Raw genomic sequence first — 12,143 nt, 5'->3', positions numbered from 1 at the left:
GGCCGCGCCGGGATGTGCAAAAAAGCGACGGCCAAGAAAAAACCCGCGTCAGCCTGAACTGACGCGGGTTCTTTATCTGGTCGGGGCGAGAGGATTTGAACCTCCGACCACCTGCACCCCATGCAGGTACGCTACCAGGCTGCGCTACGCCCCGAAAGAAAAAAATTATAACAGACAGTTCGCCGGTTTAGAACGGGTCGCATGCATTTTGTGAATGTTCCTGCGAATTTTTTTCGAGCTGCTGTGACTGCATGTGACGACCTCGACCGGCGCGGCAACGCGCATCCTGCCGCGCCCATGCGCCGTCGATGCGATCCGCCCGATGCTCACCGCTTGCGCGCGACACAGATGACCGTGAGGCCTCCGATCCGATTGAACCGGAACATCGGCAACTCGGCCCGGCAGATCAGCTTGAGCAAACCATTGACGACCGGATGATGCCGGCGCAATTGCGACGCCGGTTCGCGCGGTTGCCGACGCGCGCGTTCGCTCAGCCGCATTGCCGCCGCGAGCGGAAACGTGAGGCCGAAGTAGTATGCGCCGTGCTCGACCTCCAGCCCCGCGCGACGCGCGACGTCTTCAAGACCGTCGAGCGTGTACCTGCGCTTGTGCTCGAGAAAATCGTCGTGCGCGCTCCAGAGGAACTGAAACGCGGGAACCGTGATCAGGAACCGGCTGCCCTTCGGCGCACCCTGCACATATCGCGCAAGCAGCCCGACATCGTCATCGACGTGCTCGAGGACATCCATCAGCAATACGAGATCGGCATCGAATCGATCGACGGCGCGCCGAAAATGGACGGGCTTGCCGGCCGCCTCCCCGTCGGTATCGTCGGGGTAGCTCGTATCGACACACCATGCTTCGGTCGCCCGCGTGCGCTCGAGCAAATGCTTGGAAAAGAATCCCGAGCCCGCGCCGACGTCGAGGATCCGGCTCGCATCCGGCGAGCCCAGGAACCGACGGATCGCGCGCGCCTTCGACGCGTAGTACCAGTGATCGCCTACATCCGCTCCCAATACGTCGAGTTCCTTCAGATCCATGACGCCTCCCCCGTGTCGGCCACCATGCTGATCCATCCAGCCACTGATGCCGATCTTACCGCGCCTCGGCCGGCGCACCCACGGCAAGTTGCGCGAATCGCGCCGGCAACCCGCGTCGCGTCCTAATCGAAAAGGACGATGGCCGTTTCGCCGCGGATCGCTACCGTGCGCTTGCCCGGCGCGAGATCGACGCGGAATCGACGCGCACGGCACATCGTCCGACTGCACATGCTGGTCTGATCGGCCGTGCCGGCGACGACAGCGATACCGCGTCCGTCGCCGCCCCGCCCCGCACGAAAACCCGCGTCAGCCCATGTCGGCGCCGGGTTTGACGATCGGTTCAGCGCGGCGCCCGCCCCGCCCGCAAAACCAAACGAGCGTTTGATCTTGCCGCCCTGCCACCGGGAATCCATTGTCCTGTCGTGCGTCGCCCGGCCTTGCCCGCACGCCCGTTGTTTGGTGACGCCGCTCTAGCGCGCTATGCCACACTGCACGGCATCGACGTCCGCGCTGCGCACGAACCGCGCGCCCTCGTCGATCACGACAAGACCTGGAGACAGACGATGCGGAATGCGGTCCGGCGCGGCCATCGCATGCCTTTGGCAATTCTCGACTGGATGACTGCCCCGCGACGCGCGGCGGCCTCGGTCTCACACGGCACCTCCCGCGCACTCGGCTGCGGCACGCTGGCGCTCGCGCTGCTCTGCGCCGGCTGCGCGGAACCAGCCGCGCAGCGTGACGGCAACGCGTCGGTCGCCTCGACGAAGATCGAGCGCGCGAAGGCCGAACGCCTGGCCCATGAACGGCAGATCGCCCGCACCGTGCCGTCGCTCGCATCGATCAGCCTCACGCAGCCGCGCCCGTTCACGCTGCGCGACTCGGGCCAGAACGGTGCGATGACGTTTCTGCGCGATGTCGATTTCCGCATCGTCAACAACCTCGGTTTCTTCATCCATCAGTTGTCCGCGACACTCGTGCCGACGCAGGCCGGCGCGCCGATCGTGTTCGATGATCCGACGAGCTTCGAGATCGACGTACACGAAGGCACGGTCACGCTCGACAACACGAAGCTGACCGCACTCTTCGACACCTACATCTTCGGTTACCGCAACGCACCGCTGCGCAAGCTCGCCGTCTCGGCCGGTGACGGCGTGATCCATCTGCAAGGCGAGATGCAGCGCGACGGCTGGGTGCCGTTCTCGCTGACCGGCACGCTGGCGATCCGCGACGGCAGTCAGCTCGTGTTCCACCCGAGCGGCGTGCGCGTATCGGGCATCAATGCGCAGCCGGTGATGCGCGCGGCCAACGTGAAGATGGCCGACCTGCTGAAGGTCGAGACACCGATCGCGCGGCTCGTCGGCGACGACCTCGTGATGTCGGTCGACAAGCTGATGCCGCCGCCGCGGCTGAAGATCCGGATCACCGCGCTGCGCGTGACGCCGGCCGGGCTCGACCTGACGCTCGACGACGGCTCGCACGCCGGCTTCGCGCTGCCCGCGAACGCGCCGCAACAGGCGATGTACATTCGCGGCGGCGACGTGAAATTCATGCGCTCGATGCCGATGAACGCCGACATCCTGATCAGCCCCGTCGATCCGGCGAAGCGCGACCAGAAATTCGTGTTCGACCTGTATCACTATCGCGACCAGGTATCGGCCGGCTATTTCAATTTCGATGAAAGCGGCGCGATGGCGATCCGGATGCCGTCGTATGCGGGCGTCGCGAGCGGCGCCGCGCTGGGCAATGCGGCCGCCCGCCTGAACGACAGCTTCCTCGCCGCGCAGCAGAACGCGTTGCGCGACTTGCGCCAGCACTGGGAAGCGTTTGCGCTCGCGGCCGCCGCGGCGCAGCCCGGCATGCGGAAAGTCGCGATGCGGCGCTCGTCGACCACGCCGTTCAACGAACGGCACGTGTCGAACCGCAACCCGACGATCCACCTGCACGACGTCGACTTCAACCTGGCCGGCGACATCGGCTTCCATGTCGAGGATCTCGACGTGCAGCTCATCGCGAAACGGCCGGGCGAGCCGGTCGACCTCGACGATCCGAACCAGTACGACATCCGCATTCTCGGCGGAACGGTCGTCGAATCGTGGAAGGCGATGTCGGCGCTCTTCAACAACTATCTGCTCGACTATTCGCCGCGCTCGCTGAACGATCTGCAACTGAGCGCGGACGGCCAGGACCTGCGCGTCCAGGGCGGCATCAAGCTCTGGAATCACGTGCCCGGCGTGTGGCTACCGACCGACATGAAAGGCTCGTTGTCGGTGCTCGACGACCGGCATCTCGCGTTCAAGCCGTCGCAGGTGTCGGTGCTCGGCATTCCGCAGGCGAAGCTGCTGCGTTCGCTCGGCATCGAACTCGCGTCGCTGACGCCGCTGCAGCGCCGCGGCGCGGAATTGCGCGGCGACACGCTCGTGCTCGATCAGTACACCGTATTTCCGCCGCCGGTGCTGAACGGAAAACTCGCCCAGGCGACGGTCGAACGCGACGGGCTGCGCCTCACGTTCCGGCGTGCCTCCGACGCACCCGTGCCGAAGCGGCCGCAGATCGACGCGCCGAGCTACATGTGGATGGAAGGCGGCGACATGAAGATGTTCAACGTGCTCGAACTGAATGTGCGCGCACTGATCCGGAACTCTGCCGAAGCCGGCCCGATGCGTTTCGACCTGTACGGCTACCGCAGCCAGGTCGCGCAGGGCTCGGTGCGGATGCTGCCGGACGGCACGCTGGTCGTCGACATGGGCAAGCCGAATCCGCTCGCATCGCGCTGACAGTGCGGGCCCGCGCGCATGAAAAAAGCCCGGTGGCGCTTCGCCAACCGGGCTTTCCTTGTTTCGAGCGTCGCGCTCAGTGACGCTCAGTCGCGCTTCAATCCGTCGATCACGTCGAGGAGCGCCTGCCGCAGCGCATTCACGTCGACCGTCTCACCCTGCTGGCCCGCCGCACGCTCATCGGCTCCCGGCACGTCCGGCTCGGCCGGTGCCGCGGCGCCGCGTTCGCTGCCCGGCGAATCGAGCCGGTTGCGCGCCCCGTTGATCGTGAACCCCTGTTCGTACAGCAGCTCGCGAATCCGCCGGATCAGCAGTACTTCGTGATGCTGGTAATACCGGCGATTGCCTCGCCGCTTCACCGGCCGCAGCTGCGTGAACTCCTGTTCCCAGTAACGCAGCACGTGCGGCTTGACCCCGCACAGCTCACTGACCTCACCGATCGTGAAGTAGCGCTTCGCGGGAATCGGAGGCAAGACGACTTTCTCAACCGTAGTGGTCATCGTCGGTTAACCGTCGGTAAAGGGTGCGCGGCGGCCGCGCGGAGACGTCAACGCGCGGGCGTCATTCCACGCCGTTTTCGACCAGCGCCTTCAGCTTCTGGCTCGCGTGGAAGGTTACCACCCGGCGGGCCGCGATCGGAATCGCCTCGCCCGTCTTCGGATTGCGGCCCGGACGCTGCGGCTTGTCGCGCAGCTGAAAATTGCCGAATCCCGACAGCTTGACGCTTTCACCGTTTTCGAGCGCGTCGCGGATCACTTCGAAAAAAGCCTCGACCATGTCCTTCGCTTCACGCTTGTTCAGCCCGACGCTGTCGAACAGCAGCTCCGCCAGTTCCGCTTTCGTCAGCGTCGGCGTCTCGGTGGACGCCGGCGCCGAAGCGTCGCGGTTCATGGCGCTCCGTTGCGCCGTCAGGAGGGCTTCGAATTCACTCGAGGTCATGTCGTTCATATCTGCCATACAGCGCGTTAAACCAAAACTTGCGAGGGGAAAAAGCCGCCCGCCAACGGGCGGCCCCTCTCCTTAGCCGCGCAGGCGGGCACCGGCGCGAGCCATCCGCTCGACCAGCGTCTGGATCGCCTGATCGACGACCTCGTCCTGTAGCGTGCCAGCCGGATCCTGCAGCGTCACGCGGAAGGCAAGGCTCTTCTCGTGCGCGGCAAGGCCACCGGAAGTATTTGATTTTGCACGAAATTCGTCGAAGAGTACAACCTTCTGAACGAATCGGCAGGCGTCTTCGGCCAGCGCCTTCTTCATTTCGTCGAAAAGTGCCTGAACCTCGACCGCCTGATCGACCACGACAGCGATATCGCGCCGTACCGGCGGGAATTTCGACACGTCGGTCGGTGCCGGCAGCGCACGCGCGGTGAGCGCGTCCGTGTCGATTTCGAACATCACCGGCGCGTGCGGCAGCTCGTACTTCTGCATCAGGCGCGGATGCAGCTCGCCGATCCAACCGACCGCGCGGCCATCGACCTCGATGCGCGCGCTGCGGCCCGGATGAAGGGCCGGATGTTCGGCCTTCACGAAGCGCGCGGCGGCCGGCGCGAGCAGCGCCTCGAGATCGCCCTTCACGTCGAAGAAATCGACTGCGCGCGTGGCCACGCCCCACTGCTCGTCGACCGCCGGGCCGTACGCGAGCGCGCCGACACGTTTCGGCTGCGTGTAGCCTTCGACGGTCAGCTCGCCGGCCTTCACCGACGAATCGGCAAGGAACACGCGGCCGGCCTCGAACACGCGCACGCGATCCGCGCGACGGTTCAGGTTGTGGCGCAGCACCGAGATCAGGCTGCCGAACAGCGTCGTACGCATCACCGACAGCTGGCTGGCGATCGGATTCAGCAGGCGAATCGGGTTGTCGTTGCCGGCGAAATCGTGCTCCCACTCCGCATCGACGAAGCTGAAGTTGACCGTTTCCGCGTAGTCCCGCGCCGCGAGCGCATGACGGATGTCGTGGATCGAACGCTGCGTCTCGTTGGTCGCGCGCATCTCGCTCGTCGCGACCGGCGGACGCGCCGGAATCTTCTCGAAGCCGTAAATGCGCGCGACTTCCTCGATCAGGTCTTCCTCGATCTCGATGTCGAAGCGGTGCGACGGCGGCGTGACCAGGAATGCGTCGTCGTCACGCTCGAACGGCAGGCCGAGGCGCGTGAAGATGTCCGCGATCTCGTCGGCGTCGATCTTCACGCCGATGATGCGGTTCGCGCGCGATACGCGCATCTTCACCGGCGCGCGCTGCGGCAGGTTGACCGCCTGATCGTCGATCGGGCCGGCCTTGCCGCCGCAGATCTCGAGAATCAGTTGAGTAATGCGCTCGACGTGCTCGACAGTGGTTGCGTAGTCGACGCCGCGCTCGAAGCGATGGGCCGCATCGGTCGAGAAGTTGTACTTGCGCGCGCGGCCACGGATGCTGTCCGGCCACCAGAACGCGGCTTCCAGATAGATGTTGGTCGTGTCGAGCGTGACGGCCGTGCTGTCGCCGCCCATGATGCCCGCGAGGCTTTCCACGTGGCGGTCGTCCGCGATCACGCCGACCGTTTCGTCGAGTTCGACCGTATTGCCGTTCAGCAGCTTCAGCGACTCGCCGCGCTTGCCCCAGCGCACCTCGATGCCGCCGTGGATCTTGTCCAGGTCGAACACGTGCGACGGACGGCCAAGCTCGAACATCACGTAGTTCGAGATGTCGACGAGCGCCGACACGCTGCGCTGGCCCGAACGCTCGAGGCGCTCGACCATCCATTGCGGCGTCTTCGCGTGCGCGTTCACGCCGCGGATCACGCGGCCGGAGAAACGGCCGCACAGATCGGGCGCGGCAATGCGCACGGGCAGCGTCTCGTCGAGCTCGACGCGCACCGTGCGGATGTCGACCGGCGTCAGCGGAGCACCGGTGATCGCGGCCGTCTCGCGCGCGATGCCGAACACGGACAGGCAATCGGCCTTGTTCGGCGTCAGCTTGATTTCGAAGATCGTGTCGTCGAGATTGAGCGTGTCGCGGATGTCCTGGCCGACCGGCGTGTCTTCCGGCAGGATCAGCAGGCCGCTGTGGTCTTCGGACAGCTTCAGCTCGCGCGCCGAGCACAGCATCCCCTGGCTCTCGACGCCGCGCAGCTTCGACAGCTTGATCGCGAACGGCTTGCCGCCCTCTTCCGCCGGCGGCAGCTCCGCGCCGACCAGCGCGACCGGCACCTTGATGCCGGGCGCCACGTTCGGTGCGCCGCAAACGATGTTCAGCGTCGCGCCGGTGCCGGCGTCGACCTGGCAGACATTGAGCTTGTCCGCATCCGGATGCTTGACGACTTCGAGCACGCGGCCGACGACGATCTTCGACGTCGGCGGCGCAGCCTTGCTCAGCGATTCGACTTCGAGCCCCGCCATCGTCAGCGCGTGCGACAGCTCGTCGGTCGTCAGCTGCGGGTCGACAAAGGTTCTCAACCAGGATTCAGGGAATTGCATGGATGTCTACGTTCGAAACAGGTTAGATCGACGCCCGGGCCCCGTCGGAACCGTCCGGCGGGGCGTGCGCGGGCACATGTCGGCGCGGCGCGTGCGTTATGCGAACTGGCGCAGGAAACGCAGATCGTTCTCGAAGAACAGCCGGAGATCCTGCACACCGTAGCGCAGCATCGTCAGGCGCTCGAGGCCGCTGCCGAACGCAAAGCCGATGTAGCGCTCGGGATCGAGGCCCATGTTGCGGATCACGGTCGGATGCACCTGCCCCGAGCCCGAGATCTCGAGCCATTTGCCGGCGTTCTTGCCGTGCTCGAACATCATGTCGATCTCGGCCGACGGTTCCGTGAACGGGAAATACGACGGACGGAAGCGCACGAGGATGTCGTCGCGCTCGAAGAATTTCTTCAGGAAATCGGTATAGACGCCCTTGAGGTCGGCGAAGCTGATGTTTTCGTCGATCCACAGCCCCTCGACCTGATTGAACATCGGCGAGTGCGTCGCATCGCTGTCCACGCGATACGTGCGGCCCGGCGCGATGACCTTGATCGGCGGACGGTTCATGCGCGCGTAACGCACCTGCATCGGGCTCGTGTGCGTGCGCAGCAGCAGCTGGCGGCCGTCGGCATCCTTGCCTTCGACGTAGAAGGTGTCCTGCATCGAACGCGCCGGATGGTTCTCCGGGCTGTTCAGCGACGTGAAGTTGTACCAGTCGGTCTCGATTTCGGGACCGTCGGCCACGTCGAAGCCGATCGAGCGGAAAATCTGTTCGACGCGCTCCCACGTGCGCATCACCGGGTGCAGGCTGCCTGCACCGGCGCCGCGACCCGGCAGCGTGACGTCGATCGCCTCTGCGGCGAGGCGCTGGCTCAACAGCGCGTCGGCGAGCGCCTGGCGACGTGCGTTCAGCGCGGCTTCAACCTGCTGCTTCGCGACGTTGATGCGTGCGCCTTCGGTCTTGCGTGCTTCGGGATCGAGCTTGCCGAGGCCCTTGAGCAACTCGGTCAGCGCACCCGACTTGCCGAGAAATCGTGCTTTCTCGTTTTCGAGCGTGGTGATGTCGGCAGCCTGTTCGAAGGACTGCTGCGCGTCGGCGACAATCTGGTCCAGATCCATAGATCCCATCATTTCCAACGTCATTCGGTCTTGGCGAGCAAATCTGCCCACCAAACAAAAAAGGGGCTCGGAAGAGCCCCGTTTTCGCTGCAGCGGCCGAAACTACCGGAGCATCGCTGCAACTCACCACGCAGTGCTAATTTCGCAATTAGGCTGCAACGGCGGCTTTCACCTGCTGGACGATCGCAGCAAAAGCAGCCTTGTCGAACACCGCCATGTCGGCCAGGACCTTGCGGTCGAGTTCGATCGACGCCTTCTTCAGGCCGTTGATGAACACGCTGTAGGTCATGTCGTGCTGGCGAACTGCCGCGTTGATACGCGTGATCCACAGTGCGCGGAACACACGCTTCTTGTTGCGGCGATCGCGGTACGCGTACTGACCAGCGCGCATCACCGCCTGCTTGGCGATGCGGTAGACGTTATTGCGACGGCCGCGATAACCCTTGGCCAGCTTGATGATCTTCTTGTGGCGGGCCCGTGCGGTTACCCCACGTTTGACTCGAGGCATGTTTCTCTCCTTAGAGTATCAGTTGAGGGGTTACGCGAACGGCAGCATTGCGCGGACGGAGTTCAGATCGGAATCATGAACTGCCGTTGCGCCGCGCAGGTGACGCTTGTTCTTCGTGGTTTTCTTGGTCAGGATGTGACGCTTGAAGGCTTGACCGCGCTTGACGGTACCGCCCGGACGCACCACGAAGCGCTTTGCAGCACTCTTCTTGGTCTTCATCTTAGGCATGACGAACAACTCCAGTTTATTAGATGGCGATGGGTGTGCGGTTGGCATGCGCCCTTGACCCGCCCTTCGAAACCCAGTCCACTTGTGTACGGCGAACCGCTTGCGCAGCCGCCGTCATTGCTGGCGCGCCGCCCTCACCGGGCAACGCACCGAACCACTTGCGAACCTGCGCGCCGTGCGCGCGGGCCCGTTACTTCTTTTTCTTCGGCGAGAGCACCATGATCATCTGGCGCCCTTCCATCTTCGGCATTTGCTCGACCTGGCCGACTTCCTCGAGATCCGTGCGCAGACGTTCCAGCATCCGCATGCCGATCTCTTGGTGAGCCATTTCGCGGCCGCGGAAACGCAACGTGATCTTCGTCTTGTCGCCCTCTTCGAGGAAGCGCACGAGATTGCGGAGCTTGACGTTGTAGTCACCGTCATCGGTACCCGGGCGGAATTTGACTTCCTTCACCTGGATGACCTTCTGCTTCAGCTTCGCTTCGTGCTGCTTCTTGGACTCCTGATACTTGAACTTGCCGTAGTCCATCAGGCGGCAGACCGGAGGAACCGCTTGCGGCGCGATTTCCACCAGGTCGACATCCAGTTCTTCCGATTTACGGAACGCATCAGCGAGTTTTACGATACCGAGCGGTTCGTTCTCGAGCCCGACCAGACGCACTTCCGGCGCAGAGATTTCACCGTTGATGCGATGCGACGACTTATCAGTAGCGATGTTACGTTTCCTCTAAAAATTAAAAAAACGAGCCGCGCTGCCAGGGCGGTTACTTGAACGAGCGCAGGTCTTCCTGCAGACGCTCAACGAAGGCTTCGATCGGCATAACGCCAAGATCGACGCCGCCACGGGCACGCACGGCTACCGTTTGCGCATCACGCTCCTTATCACCCACGACGAGGAGATAAGGCACCTTTTCCAGCGTGTGCTCGCGTATTTTATAGCTAATCTTCTCGTTGCGCAAATCGCCCGCCACCCTAACCCCTTGTTTTTGCAACGTTTGGGTCAGAGAGTGTGCATATTCCACCTGACTTTCGGCGATATTGAGCACAACTGCCTGGAACGGCGCGAGCCAGGCCGGCATCGCGCCGGCATGGTGCTCGATCAGAATGCCGAGGAATCGCTCCATCGAACCGACGATCGCACGGTGCAGCATCACCGGCCGGCGGCGGCTGTTGTCCTCCGCGACATACTCGGCACCGAGGCGCTCCGGCAGCACCATGTCGAGCTGCAGCGTGCCGCACTGCCACGAACGGCCGAGTGCATCCTTGATGTGGTACTCGATCTTCGGACCGTAGAACGCACCCTCGCCCGGCAGCTCTTCCCACGACAGGCCGCACGCCGTCAGCGCGTCGCGCAGGCCCTGCTCGGCACGGTCCCACGTTTCATCCGTGCCCGCACGCTGTTCGGGGCGCAGCGACAGCTTGATGTCGATGTGATCGAACCCGAAATCCTTGTACACGCTCATCGCCAGCGTATTGAACGCGATCGACTCGGCGATGAACTGCTCTTCCGTACAGAAGATGTGCGCGTCGTCCTGCACGAAGCCGCGCACGCGCATCAGGCCATGCAGCGCGCCCGATGCCTCGTTGCGGTGGCACGAACCGAATTCCGCGTAGCGCAGCGGCAGGTCGCGGTACGAGCGCAGGCCGTGCTTGAACACCTGAACGTGGCCCGGACAGTTCATCGGCTTGATCGCGTAGTCGCGCTTCTCCGACTCCGTCGTGAACATGTTCTCGCGGTAGTTCTGCCAGTGGCCCGACGCTTCCCACAGCGAGCGGTCCATGATCATCGGCGTCTTGATCTCGAGGTAGCCGGCGTCGTTCACGCGGCGGCGCATGTACTGCTCGACCTGCTGCCACAGCGCCCAGCCCTTCGGATGCCAGAACACCATGCCCGGCGACTCTTCCTGCATGTGGAACAGGTCGAGCTGCTTGCCGAGCTTGCGGTGGTCGCGCTTTTCCGCTTCCTCGAGCATGTGCAGGTATTGATCCTGGTCTTCCTTCTTCGTCCAGGCCGTACCGTAGATGCGCTGCAGCTGCTCGTTCTTCGAGTCGCCGCGCCAGTACGCGCCCGCGACCTTCATCAGCTTGAAGACCTTCAGCTTGCCGGTCGACGGCACGTGCGGGCCGCGGCACAGATCCGTGAAGCCGCCGTGCGAGTACAGCTTGATTTCGTCGGTTTGCGGAATCGATTCGATGATCTCGGCCTTGTACTTCTCGCCGATGCTGCGGAAATAGCCGGCCGCCTCGTCGCGCGACACGACGCGGCGTGTCACCGGCTCGTCCTTCTTCGCGATTTCCTGCATGCGCTTTTCGATCTTTTCCAGATCTTCGGGCGTAAACGGGCGGTTATACGAGAAGTCGTAGTAGAAGCCGTTGTCGATCACGGGACCGATCGTCACTTGCGCATCCGGATACAGTTCCTTCACCGCGTACGCGAGCAAGTGCGCGGTCGAGTGACGGATGATGTCGAGACCGTCGGCATCCTTGTCCGTGATGATCGCGAGCGCTGCGTCGCGATCGATGACCGTGGACGTGTCGACGAGCTCGCCGTCGAGCTTGCCTCCAAGCGCAGCCTTCGCGAGGCCGGGACCGATCGAGGCCGCAACCTCGGCAACTGTCACCGGATGCTCGTATTGTCGAACTGAGCCGTCAGGCAAGCGTATCGAAACCATAGCAATCTCCGTGATGCCGACAGTGGGCGGCAAACCAGGTACGCGATATAAAAGTCGCGCGCGAAATTTCGCGACAAAAAAAATGCGGCCCCGCTTTCGAGGGGCCGCATTCGATACTTCACTCAGGCTGAAAGGGCGAAAACGTTCCTCGACTAGCGTCGCTCCGAAAAGGTTTCGGTCAACGTTCGCGGTGTCATAACCGTATTCGCCCTGTTCGCGTTGAGTTATCTACTGCATCGAATACCCGGAAACCGGGCATTCTCAATTCGTTGGTAGGCTCGATTGGACTCGAACCAACGACCCCCACCATGTCAAGGTGGTGCTCTAACCAGCTGAGCTACGAGCCTAGAGAAGCTAAGAT

General features: G+C 63.5%; 11 protein-coding genes and 2 tRNA genes. 1 reads left to right on the top strand and 12 read right to left on the bottom strand.

Annotation, left to right across the window (positions count from 1 at the left end):
• Positions 1-77 precede the first annotated feature (77 nt).
• The 3 genes from FFI87_RS07475 to FFI87_RS07465 all read right to left on the bottom strand — a co-directional run bounded on the left by FFI87_RS07475 (position 78) and on the right by FFI87_RS07465 (position 1,453).
• Positions 78-154: transfer RNA gene (locus FFI87_RS07475), tRNA-Pro, on the bottom strand.
• 172 nt (positions 155-326) lie between these two features.
• On the bottom strand, positions 327-1,040 hold the full coding sequence (locus FFI87_RS07470; RefSeq protein ID WP_012363735.1) for a class I SAM-dependent methyltransferase: 714 nt from the start codon (positions 1,038-1,040) through the stop codon (positions 327-329).
• A 122-nt stretch (positions 1,041-1,162) separates the two neighbouring features.
• The gene (locus FFI87_RS07465; RefSeq protein ID WP_138847820.1) at positions 1,163-1,453 is read right to left on the bottom strand and encodes a hypothetical protein; all 291 of its coding nucleotides are present in this window, start codon (positions 1,451-1,453) and stop codon (positions 1,163-1,165) included.
• 150 nt (positions 1,454-1,603) lie between these two features.
• Between FFI87_RS07465 and FFI87_RS07460 the strand changes: the two genes are divergently transcribed.
• Positions 1,604-3,814: a hypothetical protein gene (locus FFI87_RS07460; RefSeq protein ID WP_138847821.1), complete on the top strand. Its 2,211-nt coding sequence runs from the start codon at positions 1,604-1,606 to the stop codon at positions 3,812-3,814.
• 86 nt (positions 3,815-3,900) lie between these two features.
• Here the strand turns inward: FFI87_RS07460 and FFI87_RS07455 are convergent, their stop codons facing one another.
• The 9 genes from FFI87_RS07455 to FFI87_RS07410 form a co-directional block, all read right to left on the bottom strand.
• The gene (locus FFI87_RS07455; protein WP_012363733.1) at positions 3,901-4,314 is read right to left on the bottom strand and encodes a MerR family transcriptional regulator; all 414 of its coding nucleotides are present in this window, start codon (positions 4,312-4,314) and stop codon (positions 3,901-3,903) included.
• Between the two features lie 61 nt (positions 4,315-4,375).
• Complete coding sequence (locus FFI87_RS07450) at positions 4,376-4,762, bottom strand: integration host factor subunit alpha (protein WP_006753316.1); 387 nt, start codon at positions 4,760-4,762, stop codon at positions 4,376-4,378.
• A 72-nt stretch (positions 4,763-4,834) separates the two neighbouring features.
• Positions 4,835-7,264 carry a phenylalanine--tRNA ligase subunit beta gene (gene pheT, locus FFI87_RS07445; protein ID WP_138847822.1) on the bottom strand — a complete coding sequence of 810 codons (2,430 nt, stop codon included), beginning with the start codon at positions 7,262-7,264 and terminating at the stop codon, positions 4,835-4,837.
• Between the two features lie 96 nt (positions 7,265-7,360).
• Positions 7,361-8,374, bottom strand: coding sequence for a phenylalanine--tRNA ligase subunit alpha (gene pheS / locus FFI87_RS07440; protein WP_186381716.1), 1,014 nt, complete (start codon positions 8,372-8,374; stop codon positions 7,361-7,363).
• 148 nt (positions 8,375-8,522) lie between these two features.
• On the bottom strand, positions 8,523-8,882 hold the full coding sequence (gene rplT, locus FFI87_RS07435) for a 50S ribosomal protein L20 (protein WP_006052502.1): 360 nt from the start codon (positions 8,880-8,882) through the stop codon (positions 8,523-8,525).
• A gap of 30 nt (positions 8,883-8,912) precedes the next feature.
• The gene (gene rpmI, locus FFI87_RS07430) at positions 8,913-9,110 is read right to left on the bottom strand and encodes a 50S ribosomal protein L35 (protein WP_004191477.1); all 198 of its coding nucleotides are present in this window, start codon (positions 9,108-9,110) and stop codon (positions 8,913-8,915) included.
• Positions 9,111-9,300: 190 nt separating this feature from the next.
• Positions 9,301-9,825 carry a translation initiation factor IF-3 gene (infC, locus tag FFI87_RS07425; protein ID WP_081467222.1) on the bottom strand — a complete coding sequence of 175 codons (525 nt, stop codon included), beginning with the start codon at positions 9,823-9,825 and terminating at the stop codon, positions 9,301-9,303.
• 49 nt (positions 9,826-9,874) lie between these two features.
• Positions 9,875-11,782, bottom strand: coding sequence for a threonine--tRNA ligase (gene thrS / locus FFI87_RS07420; RefSeq protein ID WP_138847823.1), 1,908 nt, complete (start codon positions 11,780-11,782; stop codon positions 9,875-9,877).
• 270 nt (positions 11,783-12,052) lie between these two features.
• Positions 12,053-12,129 (bottom strand) — tRNA-Val (locus tag FFI87_RS07410).
• Positions 12,130-12,143 lie beyond the last annotated feature (14 nt).

This window comes from Burkholderia sp. KBS0801, assembly GCF_005937855.2.
Classification (GTDB): Bacteria; Pseudomonadota; Gammaproteobacteria; order Burkholderiales; family Burkholderiaceae; genus Burkholderia; species Burkholderia ambifaria.
Note: the sequence above shows the minus strand (reverse complement) of the source record. Positions and strands in the feature narration are given on the sequence as shown.

Coding starts and splice junctions, on each gene's coding strand:
- FFI87_RS07450 (WP_006753316.1), bottom strand. CDS start 4,762: ATGAACGACATGACCTCGAGTGAATTCGAAGCCCTCCTGACGGCGCAA.
- FFI87_RS07470 (WP_012363735.1), bottom strand. CDS start 1,040: ATGGATCTGAAGGAACTCGACGTATTGGGAGCGGATGTAGGCGATCAC.
- FFI87_RS07465 (WP_138847820.1), bottom strand. CDS start 1,453: ATGGATTCCCGGTGGCAGGGCGGCAAGATCAAACGCTCGTTTGGTTTT.
- rplT (WP_006052502.1), bottom strand. CDS start 8,882: ATGCCTCGAGTCAAACGTGGGGTAACCGCACGGGCCCGCCACAAGAAG.
- FFI87_RS07460 (WP_138847821.1), top strand. CDS start 1,604: ATGCGGAATGCGGTCCGGCGCGGCCATCGCATGCCTTTGGCAATTCTC.
- pheS (WP_186381716.1), bottom strand. CDS start 8,374: ATGGATCTGGACCAGATTGTCGCCGACGCGCAGCAGTCCTTCGAACAG.
- thrS (WP_138847823.1), bottom strand. CDS start 11,782: ATGGTTTCGATACGCTTGCCTGACGGCTCAGTTCGACAATACGAGCAT.
- rpmI (WP_004191477.1), bottom strand. CDS start 9,110: ATGCCTAAGATGAAGACCAAGAAGAGTGCTGCAAAGCGCTTCGTGGTG.
- FFI87_RS07455 (WP_012363733.1), bottom strand. CDS start 4,314: ATGACCACTACGGTTGAGAAAGTCGTCTTGCCTCCGATTCCCGCGAAG.
- pheT (WP_138847822.1), bottom strand. CDS start 7,264: ATGCAATTCCCTGAATCCTGGTTGAGAACCTTTGTCGACCCGCAGCTG.